Origin of the sequence: Paenibacillus sp. BC26, from assembly GCF_900116125.1 — a bacterium.
GTDB lineage: Bacteria > Bacillota > Bacilli > Paenibacillales > Paenibacillaceae > Paenibacillus_Z > Paenibacillus_Z lignilyticus.
Genome location: NZ_FPAD01000001.1, coordinates 636,465 through 654,917, shown reverse-complemented (window position 1 = coordinate 654,917; position 18,453 = coordinate 636,465). Strand labels below are relative to the sequence as shown.

General features: G+C 49.1%; 15 protein-coding genes, 1 pseudogene and 1 riboswitch. Of the genes and pseudogenes, 7 read left to right on the top strand and 9 right to left on the bottom strand.

Annotation, left to right across the window (positions count from 1 at the left end; translation table 11 throughout):
- Positions 1–208: 208 nt before the first annotated feature.
- The 3 genes from BM412_RS02740 to BM412_RS02730 are packed head-to-tail and all read right to left on the bottom strand — an operon-like array spanning position 209 to position 3,726.
- On the bottom strand, positions 209–1,621 hold the full coding sequence (locus BM412_RS02740; protein WP_091213637.1) for a hypothetical protein: 1,413 nt from the start codon (positions 1,619–1,621) through the stop codon (positions 209–211).
- A gap of 57 nt (positions 1,622–1,678) precedes the next feature.
- On the bottom strand, positions 1,679–3,037 hold the full coding sequence (locus tag BM412_RS02735) for a sensor histidine kinase (protein WP_177245627.1): 1,359 nt from the start codon (positions 3,035–3,037) through the stop codon (positions 1,679–1,681).
- Positions 3,038–3,042: 5 nt separating this feature from the next.
- Entirely contained in the window at positions 3,043–3,726 is a 684-nt protein-coding gene (locus BM412_RS02730) for a response regulator transcription factor (RefSeq protein WP_091213631.1), read from the bottom strand.
- 106 nt (positions 3,727–3,832) lie between these two features.
- Between BM412_RS02730 and BM412_RS02725 the strand changes: the two are divergent.
- The 6 genes and pseudogenes from BM412_RS02725 to BM412_RS32025 all read left to right on the top strand — a co-directional run.
- Positions 3,833–4,009, top strand: a pseudogene (locus BM412_RS02725) (arsenic transporter); the annotation flags it as partial.
- A gap of 572 nt (positions 4,010–4,581) precedes the next feature.
- Complete coding sequence (locus tag BM412_RS32030; RefSeq protein WP_177245625.1) at positions 4,582–4,728, top strand: hypothetical protein; 147 nt, start codon at positions 4,582–4,584, stop codon at positions 4,726–4,728.
- A gap of 46 nt (positions 4,729–4,774) precedes the next feature.
- Entirely contained in the window at positions 4,775–6,130 is a 1,356-nt protein-coding gene (locus BM412_RS02715; protein ID WP_091213624.1) for a cytochrome ubiquinol oxidase subunit I, read from the top strand.
- Positions 6,127–7,152 (top strand): cytochrome d ubiquinol oxidase subunit II, encoded by a 1,026-nt coding sequence (locus tag BM412_RS02710; RefSeq protein ID WP_091213620.1) that lies wholly within the window; start codon positions 6,127–6,129, stop codon positions 7,150–7,152. The genes BM412_RS02715 and BM412_RS02710 overlap by 4 nt, the downstream gene beginning before the upstream one ends.
- Positions 7,153–7,177: 25 nt before the next feature.
- Positions 7,178–7,279, top strand: coding sequence for a cytochrome bd oxidase small subunit CydS family protein (locus BM412_RS32830; RefSeq protein WP_371264700.1), 102 nt, complete (start codon positions 7,178–7,180; stop codon positions 7,277–7,279).
- Between the two features lie 86 nt (positions 7,280–7,365).
- Complete coding sequence (locus tag BM412_RS32025) at positions 7,366–7,518, top strand: DUF6254 family protein (RefSeq protein ID WP_177245624.1); 153 nt, start codon at positions 7,366–7,368, stop codon at positions 7,516–7,518.
- A 369-nt stretch (positions 7,519–7,887) separates the two neighbouring features.
- On the opposite strand, the gene BM412_RS02705 is transcribed toward BM412_RS32025, so the two are convergent.
- The 3 genes from BM412_RS02705 to BM412_RS02695 all read right to left on the bottom strand — a co-directional run bounded on the left by BM412_RS02705 (position 7,888) and on the right by BM412_RS02695 (position 13,896).
- Positions 7,888–10,689, bottom strand: a complete 2,802-nt coding sequence (locus tag BM412_RS02705) for an EAL domain-containing protein (protein WP_091213617.1) — start codon at positions 10,687–10,689, stop codon at positions 7,888–7,890.
- Entirely contained in the window at positions 10,679–12,451 is a 1,773-nt protein-coding gene (locus BM412_RS02700; protein WP_177245623.1) for an ATP-binding protein, read from the bottom strand. Before BM412_RS02700 ends, BM412_RS02705 begins: the two co-directional genes overlap by 11 nt.
- A gap of 85 nt (positions 12,452–12,536) precedes the next feature.
- Positions 12,537–12,630: riboswitch (cyclic di-GMP riboswitch) on the bottom strand.
- 186 nt (positions 12,631–12,816) lie between these two features.
- Entirely contained in the window at positions 12,817–13,896 is a 1,080-nt protein-coding gene (locus BM412_RS02695; protein ID WP_091213613.1) for a Gfo/Idh/MocA family protein, read from the bottom strand.
- A 165-nt stretch (positions 13,897–14,061) separates the two neighbouring features.
- Between BM412_RS02695 and BM412_RS02690 the strand changes: the two genes are divergently transcribed.
- Positions 14,062–14,931 (top strand): AraC family transcriptional regulator, encoded by an 870-nt coding sequence (locus tag BM412_RS02690; RefSeq protein ID WP_091213610.1) that lies wholly within the window; start codon positions 14,062–14,064, stop codon positions 14,929–14,931.
- A gap of 22 nt (positions 14,932–14,953) precedes the next feature.
- Here BM412_RS02690 and BM412_RS02685 read toward each other — a convergent pair whose 3' ends face one another.
- From BM412_RS02685 to pnpS, 3 genes are all read right to left on the bottom strand, one after another.
- Entirely contained in the window at positions 14,954–15,745 is a 792-nt protein-coding gene (locus BM412_RS02685) for a sugar phosphate isomerase/epimerase family protein (protein ID WP_091213607.1), read from the bottom strand.
- Positions 15,746–15,807: 62 nt separating this feature from the next.
- On the bottom strand, positions 15,808–16,527 hold the full coding sequence (locus BM412_RS02680; RefSeq protein WP_091213605.1) for a response regulator transcription factor: 720 nt from the start codon (positions 16,525–16,527) through the stop codon (positions 15,808–15,810).
- Positions 16,528–16,646: 119 nt separating this feature from the next.
- Positions 16,647–18,428 carry a two-component system histidine kinase PnpS gene (gene pnpS / locus BM412_RS02675; RefSeq protein ID WP_091213602.1) on the bottom strand — a complete coding sequence of 594 codons (1,782 nt, stop codon included), beginning with the start codon at positions 18,426–18,428 and terminating at the stop codon, positions 16,647–16,649.
- Between the last annotated feature and the right edge of the window lie 25 nt (positions 18,429–18,453).

Here is an 18,453-nt window from a genome sequence, read left to right as displayed (position 1 = left end):
GCGAGGTCAATAGCCTCAACCAGCTCAAACATGGTCATTTGGGGTGTAGTGGGAAAGCAGTTTTTTATCTGGAGTCTAAGCCCCTAAAAGCCGCACGCTTTCCCGGCTACCGCCATCATAATTCGCCTATAAAAATAGGCCAACCAGTATATTCTGGTTGACCTAATAATACGAAAGGCCGCCGTCACCGGCAGCCTTCATTCCAAACCTATCTCTTATCTTTTATTACAACCATCTTCTGTGTATGATCGACGAACTCTTCAACTTCCTTTAGCACAGCTTGCTTCTTCTGATCAGCTTGTTCTTGTGTAATTTCGCCTTTTGCTTGTACAGCATCGATTTTGGCAGTGAATTCTGACATTAGCGTATCGATCAGCTTCTGACGGGATACATCATGATCCTTTGCGATGCCCGCAAATGACTTGCCTGCTTGGACCTGTTCAGAGAAAGTCGCTTTGTCAATGCCAAGCATTTCGAAAGCAGCTTGCATGTTAAATTCACCAACGCCCTGTCCTTTTGCTTCTTGTTCCATGTTAAGCGGAGTTGTGAAGACGCGCTCTGCCTCCATCGTAGATTTTTTCTTCACGTTCTCCTTTTCATCAGCTGTAAGATCATTTAGGTTTTTCGCCACAATTTCATCACTAATTTCTTTTGCTAACTCATCAATCAGCGGTTGCAGCGCTTTGCCCTTCTCTTTCGCAATGTCCGCCAGCGATTTACCAGCTTCAAGTGCCTTTTGGAAAGCTACTTTATCTAGACCAAGCTTAGAAGCAGCAATTTGTTGAAAATCAATGCTAATTCCTTCGTCTGGGTTCCGTTTATCATCCTTGCCCTGTACAGCAGAATAGCTCTCTTTTTTCTTAAATAGAGACTGTGTATGGTCGACGAAGCCTTCGACTTCCTTAAGCACTGCCTGCTTCTTCTGATCTGCTTGTTCTTGAGTGATATCGCCGTTTGTCTTAGCTCCATCGAGTTTTGCGTTTACACCGGACAATAGCGCATCGATTAGCTGCTGACGTGTTACGCCGCGACCCTTTGCAATGTCAACGAATGATTTTCCCGCTTGAACCTGGTCAGCGAAAGCAGCCTTGTCGATTCCGATTAATTTTAGTGCCGCAGCTAGATCCCATTCACTACCCTCTTGCTTATTACTCTCCTTGTTAAGGGGTTCAGTGAAGATGCGTTCTGCTTCCATTGATGCCTTCTTTTTCACATTCTCTTTTTCCTGAGCAGTAAGTTCCTTGGAATTGAGATTTGCCAGAATCGCGTCACTAATTTCCTTCGTCAGCTCATCAATGAGCGGTTGAAGCGCTTTGTCTTTTTCCTTCGCGATATCTGCAAGCGATTTACCGGCTTTCCGCGCTTGTTCGAAGGCTTCTTGATCCAGGCCGAGCTTTGATTTAGCTATGGCTTGCAAATCGAACTTAAGCTTGTTATCTTCGGCTGAATTTGACTTCTCTCCTTCCTTAACAGCTGGCGATGTCTTCTGAGCATCTGCATAGCTGGCCTTTTTGTCATCCTGCGATTTGCCATTCATGTTGTCCGCCGCCGCATATGCGGTTACCGGCACTGCAACCGCAATTAGCAGCGCTGCGCCTGCGAGCTTCCAATTTTTCTTCATTGCTTTATCCCTTCTTCATTTGAAATTTGCCTTCCATACCTTAAGAAGGCTACATGGTTAAGATAAAGAAACATTCTGAAAAGAATCTGAAATGCTCGGAAGAGATACACGAATAGTTGTCCCCACCTGTGGTGTACTCCACACTTCTATTTTTGCTCGGTGTGCATCAACGATTTGTTTGGCAATCGCAAGACCAAGACCGGTTCCTTCCGACCGGCGAGTCCGAGCTTTATCCACTCGATAAAATCGTTCGAAAATACGAGGCAGATGCTCCTTTTCAATGCCCATCCCCGTATCATTAACAATAAAAGCTACCTTCTGCGGGTTCGCTTCCAAGGAGACAGTAACACTACCGCCTTCCCGGTTGTACTGAATTGCGTTCTCGATCACTGTTAAAATGAGTTGACGAATGCGTACCTCATCCGCTTGAATTATCGTTTCATCCTCGTTCGATAAATTATGCCGGTTCTCCCAGATCAACTTCACGTGCTTTGATGCTGCAATCGGCTCTAATTGTTCCATCACTTGGCGGATTACGTGACGCAGAGAGAATCGCGATAAGACCAATTCAAGCCGCCCGTTATCGCTTCGCGCGAGCACAAGTAGATTATCCACTAACCGACTCATATGATGTATTTCCCTCCCAGACTTCATCAATACATTACGATGGAAGTCAGGCAGTTTATCGCGCTGCTCGTCTAGCACCTCGTACGCAGATTTCAAAATACTAAGTGGTGTTCGAAGTTCATGTGACGCATCAGACGTGAATTGTTCCTGTCGATGGAAGGCTTCTGAAATCGGCCTCATTGCTCGTCCCGCCAATATATAACCTGCAGCTCCACCAGCAGCAAACAAGAGCAGGGCGAACCCTGCAAACGCCCATCGCAGCTGAATTATAAGTTTGATATCATTGGTCACTTCTTGCGCGACTATTATTCTATAGTCATAGAGTTTTCCATTTGAAAGTTTAGTTCCGCCAATTCGAAATGTTCTCCCACTAGCGCTTACATTTCGGTAAATATTATCTGGTTCCATAAATACGCTTGGTAAGAGCGCCGTCAGTGGAAAATTCACCCCAACCGTGGTTTTGTTAGATGGCGAGGATTGAAATATCATTTCCCCGTTCGGATCGAGCAACCATGCCATCTGGTTTAGCTGTAAACCTCCTGGTTCGTAGAATGAGTTCACCTTTTCCCTATCCACCGAAGGATCGAATAACGCGTTCCCTTTAGGAGAATCGATTAACTTCTGAAGCTCAGACTCATACTGATCGCTTAAAGATCTAAGTTGATTATCCTCTGTCGTCGTCAACATTTGCTGTACCATCCATAAAGCAAAAACTGCAGTAATCATCAGAATAATACCGATAGTAAGCGAGAATTCTCGCGTTAGTCGGGTTCGTGTCCGTTTAAACATTGCTCTCATTCCCCACTTATCATAAAACGGTAACCAGCACCGTAGACGCTTTGGATGTATTTTGTTTCATAAGGTCCGTCCATTTTTTTACGAAGTAATCTAATTGTAGCATCAACTACGTTAAGTGTTACTTCCGATGCAAGCCCCCACACCTGATCAAGCAACTGCTCTCGGGAAAGGACTTGTCCCGCGTGACGCATCAAACAGACGAGCAATTGAAATTCACGCCGTGTCAATACGATTACTGTTTCTCTACGTGTTACCTCATATCGTTTCAAATGTACGGTTATGTCGCCTAAGGTGAAGGTATCCGAAGATTGGTAGCCTCGATCTTGCCGCCTGAACAAAGCGAATAATCTTGCTTCCAGCTCCTCAAATGCAAAAGGCTTAATCATATAGTCATCTGCCCCAGCACGTAACCCCTCCACCCGGTCTTGAACGGCATCTCGCGCCGTCAACAGTAGAATTGGAGTATGATCTTCCTTCCTTCGGATCTCCCTTACGAGCTCTAAACCGGTCATCTCGGGCAACATCCAATCAAGAACGTATACATCATAACGGCCAGACGCAATCGCTTCCTTTGCCTGAAGGCCATCGTTCATCCAATCGACAACATGATATTGCCTTTTCAACTGATGCTCAGTTAGCTCACCTAACGTCTCATCGTCCTCAGCTAGCAAAATTCGCATAATCACATTTCCCCCTGCAAGACGTTCATAGAACTAAAATATACCAAGGAATTCTGAAATAAACATGAAAAACAAAACTGCCTCGTGTCCAATAGACTATTATCGACCTGCACTGATGGTCGGCACTCTGACACTAACTGAAATGGGACTCGATCCGCTGACGCTGAAAATCTCCTATCTCGCAAGCGTTATCGGCAGTGATGTTGGTTCACTACTATTGCCGATCGGCACTCTTGGAAGGTTACCGTATTTGTCATTCCAGTCACCGTTATCGTTTCATTGGTTCTGCTTAGTTACTGGCAATGTTAAACCGGGTGGAATGAATGAGGAGGATGGCAACGATGCTGACATAATAACACCAGTTCTTCCTCAAGTCGGTCAATTCTCGATTGCCAAAATGCTTCAACAAGCAAAAGGGCTCTATGTTGAAACTTATGTTAACGGAAATATTCCTGTTAGTTCCTTATCTTAGTAACCATGTTATTGAAGCAGCAGTGAAAGCACCTATAGCGAATAGTAACTCAAAAACATTTGATGAGTTACTCCAAACGGAGGAAGGAAACATGGTCATCATCAATTTGGGCAGCAAATCCGAACGGCTCGGCATAATCAATAACGACACAGACGGAAGCAGTCCACTACTAAATCAAGCTCATATCCAGACCATCTATGCACCGAATCACAAAAAAAGTGACCTTCCCGGCTAGGAAGGTCACAAAGAAATTCATGCACAGCGGTGGTATAAAAGAATAGAGTGCCTTTTGCAGAATTCAAACCCTCGTCACAATTCATGTGAAAATAATCACATAGATCGGCTATAATAATCGTGTAACCATCAAATCACATCACATCTACATGAGAGAAGGGATTCAATTGGCCGGTCAACCGCAAAACCCGAAAGACAGAAGCCGTGTAGCCAAACAAGAGAAACGCCTTATCCTGCTTTGCATCATTGTTGCGGTCATTATGCTGCTCTCTCTGTCTCGCTATGTGTTTAAATAACTAGTAATCATGAATGACAAAATCAAGCACTTGGGAGGGATTACATATGCTGCTTAGCAGTTACGATCCGGTCATGTACAGTCGGATGCTCACAGGACTCACGCTTGCTTTCCATATTATTTTCGCAACGATCGGTGTAGGGGTCCCGCTTATGATTGCACTCGCGGAGTGGATCGGGATCAAACGCAATGATGAACACTACTTGCTCATGGCGCGGAGATGGGCGCGGGGCTTCGTCATTACGGTGGCTGTTGGCGTTGTGACCGGGACTGCGATTGGTCTGCAGCTCAGTCTGTTGTGGCCAAGCTTCATGAAAGTCGCGGGACAGTCCATCGCATTGCCGCTCTTCATGGAGACGTTCGCGTTCTTCTTCGAAGCGATCTTTCTCGGTATTTACCTGTACACCTGGGACCGATTCAAGAACAAGATGACGCATTTCTGGCTGCTCGTTCCCGTCGTCATCGGCTCGTCCGCTTCAGCCTTCTTCATTACGGTCGTCAATGCATTTATGAATGCACCTGCGGGCATCACCGTGAAAGACGGTAAAATCACTGACATTTCGCCATTCGGTGCGATGCTGAGCCCGGCAATGCCGACGAAAGTGTCGCATGTTCTCGTTACAGCTTATCTGACCTGCGCCTTCGTACTGGCTGCGATTGCAGCTTGGTCGCTGCTCAAAGGTCGCAATCATGTCTATTATAAGAAAGCACTCAAGCTAACGATGGTTTCCGCCTTTATTTTCTTAATCTCAAGCGCAATCATTGGCGACTTATCCGGCAAATATCTGGCTAAATACCAGCCCGAGAAGCTGGCGGCTATGGAGTGGCATTTCGAAACGACAAGCGAAGCACCTCTCGTGCTTGGCGGGATCTTAACGGAAGACAATGAGGTCAAATATGGTCTGAAAATCCCATTCGCGCTTAGTATTCTCGCCCATGGCGTGCCTAATGCGGAAGTTACCGGACTAAATGACATTCCGGAGGACGAACATCCGCCGCTCTTTATTCATTACCTGTTCGATTTGAAAATGGGCTTCGTTGCGATGATGGTCCTCATTGCCTCGGCCTTCATGCTTCTCCTGTGGCGCAAGCGAGAGCTCGCCTTCAGCAATAAGAGGATCCTTCGCGGCATCATATTGGCGGCTCCTCTTGCGATGCTGACCATTGAGCATGGTTGGATTTTCTCGGAGGTTGGCCGTCAGCCTTGGATTCTTCGCGGCATAATGCGCACATCGGAAGGCGCTACCGTATCCGATCATGTCGATACGATGCTTTGGGTGTTCGCCCTGCTGTACATCGTACTCGCCTTCTCGTCGGTCACCGTCTTGACTCGCATGTTCCGCAGCAACTCGGCTGAGCAAGAAATCGAGGCTAAAGGCATTAAAGGAGGCGACGCGGAATGAGCTATGAAGTACTTGGCATAACCGTCCTCTGGATCTTCCTGTTCGGTTACTTGATTGTCGCTTCGATTGATTTTGGCGCAGGCTTCTTCAGCTACTACAGCACAATTACGGGCAAACGCCATGTCATCAACAATATGATTGAACGTTATCTCTCGCCGGTCTGGGAAGTGACGAATGTCTTTCTTGTCTTCTTCTTCGTGGGAATGGTCGGATTCTTCCCGGACACAGCTTACTATTACGGAACCGCCTTGCTTGTTCCGGGGAGTATCGCCGTCATTCTGCTTGCCATTCGGGGTTCCTACTACGCCTTTAACACATATGGCACGAACAAGAACAACAGCATCTACATGCTGCTCTATGGCGCAAGCGGCCTGCTTATTCCCGCTTCCTTGTCTACCGTGATGACGATTTCGGAAGGCGGCTACATCGAGGTGAGCGACTCCGGTAAAGTCAGCTTCCTGTTCAGCAAGCTGTTCCAAAGCACGTACTCGTGGACGGTCGTACTGCTGGCGCTTGTCAGCGTACTTTACATCTCGGCCATGTTTCTCAGCTATTACGCAGACCGTGCGAATGACCGAGGCGCCTTCGAAGTCGTGCGTAAATATGCACTCGCTTGGAGTGCTCCCACGATACTAAGCAGCCTGCTCGTATTCTTCGCCATTCGCGGTCATAACGCGGAGCATTACCAGCGGATGACGGAGCACGCGTGGATGTTCGTCGTATCCTTTGCCTGCTTCCTGATCGCAGTCTATCACGTATGGACGCGCAAACGTCTCGGACTTTCGTTCATCTTCGTCATGCTGCAATTCGGCTTTGCGTTCTTCGGTTATGGCGCAGCTCATTTGCCGTACATTCTATATCCGTATTTAACGATTCACGATAATTTCACCAGCGAGCCGATGGCCATTGCGCTGATTTCCGTCTTCATCCTCGGACTGCTGCTGCTCATACCGTCGCTATACCTGCTCATGCGGTTGTTCTTGTTCGATACCAAGTATGTGCAAGGCAAGCGCGGCAAATAACCCGATTGGAGGAGGCTGAACCGAAATGGAGCAATTTCTGATCTTCGTCGCACCGCTGCTCGTTGTTGCGTTGTCTGTGGGATTTCTGTTCTGGTGGGGTGCCCGGAAGCCGAAACCGAAACGTTAATTTGTCATAAGAATCGGCTTAATCGCGCACGCTAAATGGGTACAATCCAGCGATCACACTCATTTATAAAGGAGCCTTCACCGACTATGACATCTTCGAAGAACCGCCGAGAGAACGCTTGGAAGAGCCGAAAGCAAAACCAGAAACCCCATGGCGAGGTCAAATCGTTGGCCGAGCTCTCCGATGAAGGCACTTCCGGCGTTGCCGGCTATGAGAATGCCCGTAATAACGGTGACTAGTCTGTAATAAAGAAGCCTCCAGCACAAATCGTGATGGAGGCTTCTTTATTGCTGATGATATGCCGCTCTTCTTTCTTTAACATTAACTACTACCAAGAAAATGCTGCCTTTTGTGCAACAAATGCTGAGTGCAGAGCCTCTCAAAGGTGAATATGATGCGCGTTCTGCAACATTTCAGCTTGAAATTGCCTCTGGCTGTTCTGCCGCTACGAAAATGTTGCCTTTCCTGCAACATAGAGCGACTACAGTCCACTGATATGGTCGAAATGTTGCCGTTTGCGCAACAATCTTTTACTTAACCAGTTACATCCTTCCGTACCTGCGCGAAGTGTGCCCCACAATCAACTTGAGCACTCCCCTCCCCTTCCATCATCCCGACGCAGCCGCCGCTTCTGCCCTTGCCAGGTAGGCCGCGCTCAAGTACGTTTGCTCGAACTGCCGGATCGACAACGGCCTGCTGTGCCAGTAGCCCTGCATATCCGTACAACCCAGCTGACAGAGGCGCTCGGACTGCTGCTCCGTTTCTACGCCTTCGGCCAATACCCGCAGCTTCAGACTGCGCGCCATCGCGATGATCGCCTCAACAATAGCGGTATCTTCGCCTGCACCGGAAACATCCTGTACGAAGGATTTATCGATCTTAAGCGTATCGATCGGAAACCGTCTCAGATAACATAAGGAAGAGTAGCCCGTCCCGAAGTCATCGATGGAAATCGATACTCCGAGCTGCTTCAGCGCATGGAGCTTGCCAACGATCGCCACGTTATGCTGCATGGCCATGCTTTCGGTCATTTCCACGGCCAAATACTTAGCTTCCAAGCCGGTCTGCTCCAGTACGCCAATGATCATATCCACGATTTGATCTTGATTAAACTGAATGACGGAGAAATTAACAGCCACCGGAATCCGGGGTAGACCTGCATCATGCCATTCTTTCATTTGCTTGCAGGCTTTATGCAGAATCCATTCACCCAACACGATAATATGACCGGTACTCTCCGCAATCGGAATGAACTCGCATGGCGAAATCGTGCCCAGCACCGGATGCTCCCAGCGGGCCAACGTCTCTACACCGATCAATTGACCCTGCTCCGCATTAAACATCGGTTGATAGACAAGATGGAAAGCCTGCTCTTCGATGGCGGCCGGCAATGCCTGCTCGATGTTCATACGACGCGCCTGACGATGGTTCATCGACCATTCGAAGAATTGGAATTGATTCTTTCCTTTCTCCTTCGCCGCGTACATCGCCGTATCCGCATTTTGCAGCAGCATCTCCAGCGTCTCGCCATCCTCCGGATATAGGGCAATACCGACACTCGTTGTAATGAAAATATCCTGGCCTTCCACTTGGATGGGCTCGGCTACTCGTCGAATCAGCGTTTCCGCCATGAGCTCCAGCTGCGAGCGGTCGCAATCCTGAATGATCGCCACAAACTCATCCCCGCTTAAACGCGCAACCATACGATTGTCGCCAATCGTCTCGCTAAGCACGGCCGCAAAATGCTGCAGCAGCCGATCTCCCATCAAATGCCCCATCGTATCATTAATCAGCTTGAAACGATCCAGATCGAGAAACATCAGCGCCGCCTGCTGCCCTCCCGCGCTCACGACTTGCAGCAATTCAGGATAAGAGAGGTTAAACCAGTTCCGGTTCGGCAGCCCCGTCAGCATATCATAATAAGCCAGCTGCCTGATCGTATTCTCGTAGCGTTTCTTGTCCGTAATATCCCAAGCTATCGTTTGAATCAAGGCTTGTCCGGCAAAATGAACCAGGATCGACTTCGCTTCAATGTCGATCGTCGTACCGTTGAGCTTATGCATCTTCAGCTCGATGGGATCGCCTTTAGACGTCCCGGTTTGAATGTGCTCCAGCCACTGCGCAGCGGATGCAAAGCATTCAGAATGAACCAGCTCCAGGAACCCTCTCCCGATCAAACCATCCTGCTCGGCACCGAAGATACGCAGCGCCGATTCATTCACGAAAGATATTACGCCTTGATAATGAACCAGAATCGGCTCCGGCGAGAAATCGATCAGCTTGCGATAGCGCTCCTCGCTCTCTCGCAGCGCTTCTTCTACCAGCCGCCGCTCCGTTAAATCGCGCAGATACATCGTGAAGACGGGGAATTTCTCGCTGCGAATACGAGTGACGATAATTTCCGCCGGAAACGAACATTGATTCCCTCGCGGCAGCATCGTCTCGACTCTCGTACCAAGCACTTTTTTGTCGCCGCTGCACAGCATCCCGTTCATCGACGACATATCTCGAGGCTGCTCAGGCATCAGTAACTCCTCAATGGATCTGCCGATAGCCTCGCTGCGCGAGTACCCGAAGAGAGTCTCCGCTGCCGGATTAAACTCAAATATGGTTCCTTTATGGTCGAACATAATCAAGCAATCAATTGCCGACTCCAGGATGGAGCCCTTAAGCGACAGCTGCTCTGACAGCTTCTTGTCGACATTCATCGAGCCGATCAAGCTGACAGCCATTATGACGATTGTGCCAAATGCTACGTAGACCGCCATTTCGATAAAATCCATCGCCTGCGCATCGGTCACGCGGCTAAGCATATGGACCGGCATCGACATAGTTGCCGCTGACATGCCCGTATAGTGCATCCCTGTGACTGCGATGCCCATAATGAAACCGCTCAGCCAATAGTGATTATTTCTGCGGAAGGAGAATAGCAATGCAACAATCGATGCCAACACAGCGATCAGAATGGAAAGTGAGAATATATAGGGATTATAAGTAACCGTAAGTCCCGTCAAGGCATACATCCCTATGTAATGCATGCCGGTGATAGCAAGTCCCATAATGGTCCCGCCGACAATCAGCCTCAGCGTACCGCGACCGGAGTGGCTGGCAATGCCGAAACCGATAAAGGCACCAACTATGGAAACGCCAATCGACACCAGCACGGTTACAAAATCATAGGTCACGCCGGTAGGAAGGTGGACAGCGAGCATCGCGATAAAATGCATCGACCATATCCCGACACCCATGACGACTGCTCCGCCGAACAGCCATCCTCGTTTCTTCCAGCCTTCCGACAACAGAACGCGTCTGGCTAAATTCAATGCCGTATACGAAGCGAACAGCGCAATAATAAACGACAAACAGACCAAGAACCAGTTATAGCTGCCTTCGATATGATTATGCACCATTTCGATACCCCCCGGGGAGCGTTACTTGGAACGTCGTGCCCTCTCCCATTTTGCTGGCAATAGAAATTGTCCCGCCATGGCTGGAAATGATTTTGTTGCTGATCATCAGCCCAAGGCCCGTACCCTGCTCCTTCGTCGTAAAAAAAGGTCTGCCCACCTGATCCAGCATCTCCTGAGGAATGCCGCAGCCACTGTCTGCAATCGAGGTCATCATGTGGTTGCCGACCTGTTCTGCCACAATTCGAACTTCGCCGCCGCCTTCCGTTGCTTCGATTGCGTTCTTAATGAGATTGATAAATACCTGTTTGATCTGGCTTTCATCGCAATAAATAAGCAGCTCCGGCTCCGAATATTGCAGCTTGATATCTACATTGTTTAGATTAGCCTGTGATTCCAGCAGCGTATAGACTCCGGCTAGCAGCTCGCATAGATTGGTCGCTTGAAATCGGCTGATTTGCGGCTTCGCAAGCAGGAGCAGCTCGTTAATGATGCCTTCCATCCGAACAACCTCGGACGTAATAATGGCGACATACTCCATTTTGCTCATCCCGTTCTGAAACAGCTTCATAAATCCTTTAATCGCCGTAAGCGGATTTCGAATCTCGTGCGCGATGCCTGCTGCCAGCTGGCCCGCCATCGACAGCTTCTCCGACTCTACAATGAACGCCTCTTGCTCCTTGCGCTGCGTTAAATCGGTAAAGTTGATGACGACTCCGGCTTGCTCGCCTTTGACCCGCATTGGCGTAATATGATATTCCACCGGGAACGTCGAACCATTCTTGCGGCGAAACAAATCATCCGCTACATAGTCAGCGTTGCCGGAGCGATTCACCTTCTCGACGGGATCCCATTCCTCATCCTCCGGCTTCATCGCTCGCAGTCCAACCTTACGCCCGAGTACCTCATTCGCCTCGAAGCCCGTTAAGTTCGCAGCGGCTTGATTCCAGAAGATTACCTTGCCCCGCTCGTCCAGTCGGTAGATCCCCTCGGCCACGGAATCCAGAATATGCGAATAGGCCTCATTCATCCGCTTAAGGCGTTCTTCGCTTTGCTTCAGGCGGCTGTCAATCATCAGAATGACGATTGAATACATGCAGATTACGGAAACGATCAAACTTATGCTAATGGCCAGAAAGAATTGATTTTGCGATAAAGCCACAGATTCACTTGCATATTGCGATGTAATGCCATGCATCATGGGCATGTTGCTATAATGAAGAAATTCAACGGCTGCGGATAGCGATAGTGCGTGGATGAACTGCCGAAAACGGCTTAGTTTATGGAATCGATGCTGCCTTGTGAATACGAATCCCAACACAAGTGCCAGCACGATAATGGAAACAAAACCTGTGGATGACTGATAGTGGAGTGTCGCATGGGCTTTGATGGCTTTCATCCCAATGTAGTGCATGGCTACGATGCCGCCGGTCTGTACCAAAATACCGAGAACGAGCAGGCTTGTCCGATGTCGCTGCGCAGCACGTTCGAACAAGAGAAGCGCTATCGCGGACAAGACGACTAAAACACCCATGGAGAGAAATACATAACCGAAATGATACATCACCTTGACCGGGAACGGATACGCGAGCAATGCCACAAAATGCATGGACCAAATCCCGATACTAAATACAAAAGCACCGCTCATAAGCCAAAAGATTGTCGTATACCTTGCTGCATTCATACGCCTGTACAGATGAAAGAGGATTAGAGAAGAACTGAATACGAGTACAAATGAAATGGCGACGAGTGCGACGGATGCCATGCTAACCTTCCTCCGGTTCATTGACTTAGCAGCAGAGTGTAAAATGGCAATAAAAAAACCACCCGAATAGGATGGATTCCATCTACTCGGCAACCTTGTCTACCTTAGCATCACGGTGAGTGATCCCTTAGGCCACGGCTTTGCGTCCCATAGTTTCCTATGGTTTGCCTTTATCATAGGTATTAAGTTGTAAAATTTTCCTGAAGATTAGTTTAACTCTCATTATAGATTTTTTCCCAAAACTGTACAGAGCGAATAACGTTGAACTTTGACATATTTTGTCGAATTCGAAAATATAGCTAACATCGTTAATTATTGCAAAAAAGCCGAAGATGACAAGGCCATCCCCGGCTTCAATGAATGTTTTACTCGAAGTATACAGCCTTGCCCGTACGGGAAGACTCGTAGATCGCTTCAAGAATTTCGGAAACCACAAGCGCTTGCTCTGGTTTAACGAAAGTTTCTTTGTCGTTTTTAACGGCATCGATCCACATGCTTGCTTCAAGAACTTCTGCAGTTTCGCTCGCGCCTTCATAGAAAGCAACGCCGCCGCTGTTCAGTTCAACTTTGTTTACATATAGGCGGCTGTTGTGCTCGCCATTGAAACGAAGACCGTCTTTCATGTCAGCGCCTGCTTTAGTACCGCTGAGGGATACTTTAGCCTCATCGACTTCAAGCGAGTTAAGCGCCCAGCTGGATTCAAGGATAACAGTTGCACCGTTCTCCATTGTGATCATAGCGAAAGCGGAATCTTCAACTGTGAATTGTTTTGGATCCCATGGGCCCCAAGCATTCGCAGCGTTCTCGTTTTGGGACAGCTTGTGGTAAGCGCGGCCAAGAACGACTTTCGGCTTGTAGTTGTCCATCATCCACAATACAAGGTCAAGAGCGTGAGTACCGATATCGATAAGCGGTCCGCCGCCTTGTTTCTCTTCGTCCAAGAATACGCCCCATGTCGGAACAGCGCGACGACGGATCGCATGTGCTTTAGCGAAGTAAATTTCGCCAAGCTCGCCTGCATCGCAAGCTTCTTTCAGGTAACGGCTGTCTGCACGGTAACGGTTGTTGTAACCGATGCTGAGTTTTTTGCCGGTACGTTGTGCAACTTCAAGCATTTTGCGAGCGTCAGCAGCTGTTTTAGCCATTGGCTTCTCGCAAAGCACGTGTTTGCCGGCTTCCAATGCGTCGATGGAGATAACCGCATGGGAATCGTTAGGCGTACAAACGTGAATCACGTCGATCGACGCGTCTTGAAGCAGTAGTTTATAGTCAGAATATACTTTTGCCTCTTCAGTGCCGTATTTCGCTTTTGCTTGTTCAGCCTTCTCAACAATGATATCGCAGAAAGCAACGATTTCAGCGTCTTTGACTTGGGCCAAACTTGGGAGATGTTTACCGTTGGCGATACCGCCGCAGCCAATAATGCCTACACGTACTTTTGACATTTTAAATTTCTACCTCCATGAGCCTCGAAATGATATAATTTGTAGTATGCGTGTCAGCTAGATAGAGAGACACAACTGACTACAGTATAGACGAACATGTCCACAAAAATATAGGCGCTATATAGGTATGGTTTTATGTGATTTTGTTATCGAAGGGATGGTACCGTGGAATTTTACAATGAAAAGGTCGTTTACGAGAACCCGCTGCTCTCCATAAAAGTGTTTCAATCCCTGCGGAATAACGATCTGTTTATCAATTGGCATTATCATCGCGAAATCGAATTGCTGCTTGTAATCACCGGCGAGCTTGACGTAAATATAGAAGATGAGTGCATAAAACTACAAACGGGCGACATCGCATTGATCGGCGCAAGGCAGCTTCATCGCGATCGCAGCATGAGCAGCCCGCTGAACTATATCGTCTTGCAATTTGATTTGGAGCAATTTATTGACCAAAGCTCCATGCCTTATATGCGATTCTTCTCCGAGACGAAGAACCCGCTCAGCCGGGCGAATTATATTTTCCAAGAGAATGAATCGGCACGAGCAGAAGCGTCGGAATGTATCCGCGGCGTTCTGCAGGAAGTCACGACGAAGCAAAGCGGGTATGAGCTCGCGGTCAGCATGTACATAAAGAAGCTGCTCCTTCTGCTCATTCGGGGAGATTCCAGGAAAGTGCTTGCTGATCATGATGACTTTGACCGGGCTCGTCTCCGAGGGGTAATCGACTACGTAGAGGAACATCTGACCGACCGCATCCAAGTAGAAGAAGTATCGAAGCTCGCCAATATGAGCTATTACTACTTCGTCAAATTCTTCAAGAAAGCGATCGGGATGTCCTTCACGGAGTATGTGAATTATCGCAAGATCAAATGGGCCGAGCGTATTCTGCTCACGAAGGATCTCAGCGTCTCCGAGGTCGGCGACCGGATCGGCATGCCGAATATGGCCCATTTCTACAAAATGTTCAAGAAATATAATGATTGCTCACCGAAGCAATTCCAGAAGAAAATGCTGGAGTGGAACCGAGCTTAGCCTTACAGTGAACGGCGGTGAATTAACCTATCCGCTGAAAGGCTTGTTTCATGAATGTCAGACTAGCCGGTAATTCCTCGTCCAGTCGTTGAAGGCTGCATTCCGCGGAAATTCCGCCTTTGTAGCCTGCTGCAGTCAGCTGCGCGGCAAACTCCGCATATGGATATTGCCCGGTTCCCGGTGACAACCTGCCTGTATCTGCGATGTGGATATGCGCAAGCCAGTCTTTATGTACAGTCAATGTGTCCAGCGCTTCGCTTTCCTCATCCATGTGATAGAAATCAGCCAGCACCCGAATGGCAGGATGATTGATTTGTTTCGCAAAATGTACAGCCTCGGCGACAGAGCCAATCAGATTGGTTTCTTTCTTGTTCAGCGGTTCAATAGCCAGCGTTACGCCGCTTCCCTTAAATTCCTCCGAAATCCAGCTAAGTAAGTGGAGCAGCTGGTCCTCCGCCCGATTGCGTTCCCATCCATCCGGTATGTCGCGCGCTCTGCCGCTTCCAAGCACGGAAATTTTCGAACCGATCTGATTCATCGCTCTTGCAGCACGGTACAGATATCGCCGGATACGCTCCGGATCTACATCGGGACCGACCACTTTGATGTCGCCGGGGAAAAATACGTTAAACGCGTAGACAGGCAGCGGGCTGTCCAAGTAAGCACGCAGCAATTCTTGATGCAAAACCTCATTCTCCAGCTGCAGGGCGGACAGAGGACACTCGATGTAATCAAACCCGTATTTGTGAAGAAGCTCTGCGTCCTCGATCCCTCTGCACCAACCGTAAGCAACCATTCGAAAAAACACCTCCATTAGTTTCTAAAGTGATTTTACCATTATTTGCTTCGGAATTTGCGGCAAAAAAAAAGTTCACCTTATTTAGGTGAACCTAGCTTCTTCGGCATAACCAGTTTATAGCCTACGCCGCGAATGGATTCAATTTCGACCGATTGCTGACCCAGCTCTAATTTCTTACGCAAGGAGCTGACATGTACATCTACCGTTCGCTGTCCGCCGAAATAGTCGAAGCCCCATACGACATTCATAAGATCATCGCGGGTAACGACAACGCCCGGGCGTTGAACTAGATAGAGCAGCACTTCGAATTCCTTCGGACGAAGCGGCACGGTTTCCCCATTAAGGATAACCTCATACCGTTCCGGATAAATCGATAAATCGCCGGCCGTAATGACTTTGTCCGTGGACTCCGTCAGCTTGCCGTCATCTTGGCCGGTTCTGCGAAGTACCGCAGATACGCGCGCAAGAAGCTCGGCCACGCCAAATGGCTTGGTCATATAGTCATCGGCGCCTCGCTTCAGGCCTTGCACTACTTCTTCTTCCGCATTGCGGGCTGTCAGTACGATAACCGGCGTGCGGTTGCCACTCTGACGCAAGCGAGATAAGATCTCGAAACCGTTCATGCCCGGCAGCATAATATCTAGAATGATAAGATCAAATGCGCGCTGCAAAGCAACCTGCAAGCCTTCCGCACCATGATCAATGACAGTCGTGTCATAACCTTCTTGAGAAAGGTTATACGAGAGTAATCTGGCTAACGTCGGCTCATCCTCAATGACCAACACTTTCTGTGACATGTTGACCCCCTGGCTTCCACGCATGCCGCTGCTCGTGATCGGCATGGTAACTCGTTCTACTTTCATACCCATGATAGCATTGTTCAGAGGAAGGGGAAACCCCAATTACTGGTTCGCTGCTATTGAAGGACCGGCAGCTCAATCGTAAACGTGGAGCCGCTGCCCACTCGGCTCTCTACGGAGATCGTTCCTTTGTGTAGTTCAACGAGATGCTTCACGATCGACAAGCCCAGCCCGGTTCCGCCTGAACTGCGGGATCTGGCCTTGTCCACTCTGTAGAAACGCTCGAAAATTCTCGGCAGATCTTTCTTCGGAATGCCGATACCCGTGTCCGATATGTGAATACGTACGGATTCGTAATTTTCCCCGCCAACCGGCTCCACGACGATGGAAACACTTCCGCCTTCAGGCGTGTAGTTAATTCCGTTCGAGAGCAAGTTCATGATGATTTGGCGCAAGCGGTCTTCATCCGCCTCGACGTACACATCGCGGTCTGCTTTATAGGATAACCGAATTTGCTTCTGCAACCCTTCCGCGCGCATCAGCTCTACCGTCTTCTCCACGAAGGACGCCAGCTCGATTGGCGAGAATTGCAGCGGCACGCGGCGTGACTCGATCTTGGACAATTCCAAGATGTCGCCGATAAGCCGGTTCAAGCGGTCGCTCTCATCGTAAATGATTTGCAAGAAGGAACGTGCCGTCTCCGGATCATCCACAGCTCCGCCAAGCAGCGTCTCCGCGAACCCTTTTACGGCGGTAATCGGTGTTTTCAGCTCATGCGATACGTTGGCAACGAACTCGCTGCGCATCCGCTCCAGCCTGCGAATCGCCGTCACGTCTTGAAGGACAAGCAGGACGCCGCCGAAGGAGTCATCATCCTCGAAGATCGGAACCAGGTTAAGATCCAGCAGCCGCTCCTCCGGATAATAGAAGGTGACCTCTTCGCGCAAATGCTCTTTGCGCTCGATGCCCTCTTGAATAATTTGCGACAGCTCATATTGCTGCTTGGCAACCGTGAAATGATGGCCCACCAGCTCGCGCACCGAGAAGCCGAGCACTTCCTCTGCCCGCCGATTCAACAGCACGATATGACCGCTCGCATCGATCATGACAACGCCGCTGATCATGTTGTCCAGGACGCTGGCCAATTGGCTTTCGTTCTGATGAATGCGCGTCATCTGTACTTGAAGCGAGTCCGCCATCGCATTGATGGCAAGGCCGAGCTCGCCGATTTCGTCGTTGCGCTTCACATGAACGCGCGCTCGATAATCCAAGCTCTTGATCCGCTTCGCGACACGCGTAATTTGTTCAAGCGGGCGCGTTAAACCAAGCGCCACCCGGTAACTGATCAACGCAGCCGCGATAAACAGAATGAGCAGTCCCAGCACAAGGGTGATCCAAATGCGCTGTACGCTCTCATCGACCTTTTGCAAGCTAAGCGCCATACGGATAATATCCGAATTCGGGTCATTCGGATGAACAAGCATCGCAACGTAAAGCAAATTTTCATTAATGGTATCGCTGTAACGCGTTGTTCGCCCTACGCCGTCCTTCTTGGCTTCAATCACTTCTTCTCGCTGCAGATGGTTGTCCATCGTCTGCGGATCATGATCGGAATCGCCAAGCACGACGCCATCGCCGCGAATGAAGGTGATCCGAGTATCCGTGATCTCCTTCAGCCGCTTGGCGTTGCCGGTGAAGTAGCTGTAGACCGACGCCGGCTCTCCGCTGCGCCAATCCATTTGATCGAGGATAATCTTCATTTCACGCACCATATTGTCTTGCAGCGCATCCAGATGATTTTCCTTATACGTCTTGCCCATAAATAAACCGGCTGCCAGAACGGCAAGTCCGATCATACCGATCAGAATCATCGTCAGCCGCACGCGAAAGCTGCTCATCTCATCCTACCTCCATGCCGGGGTT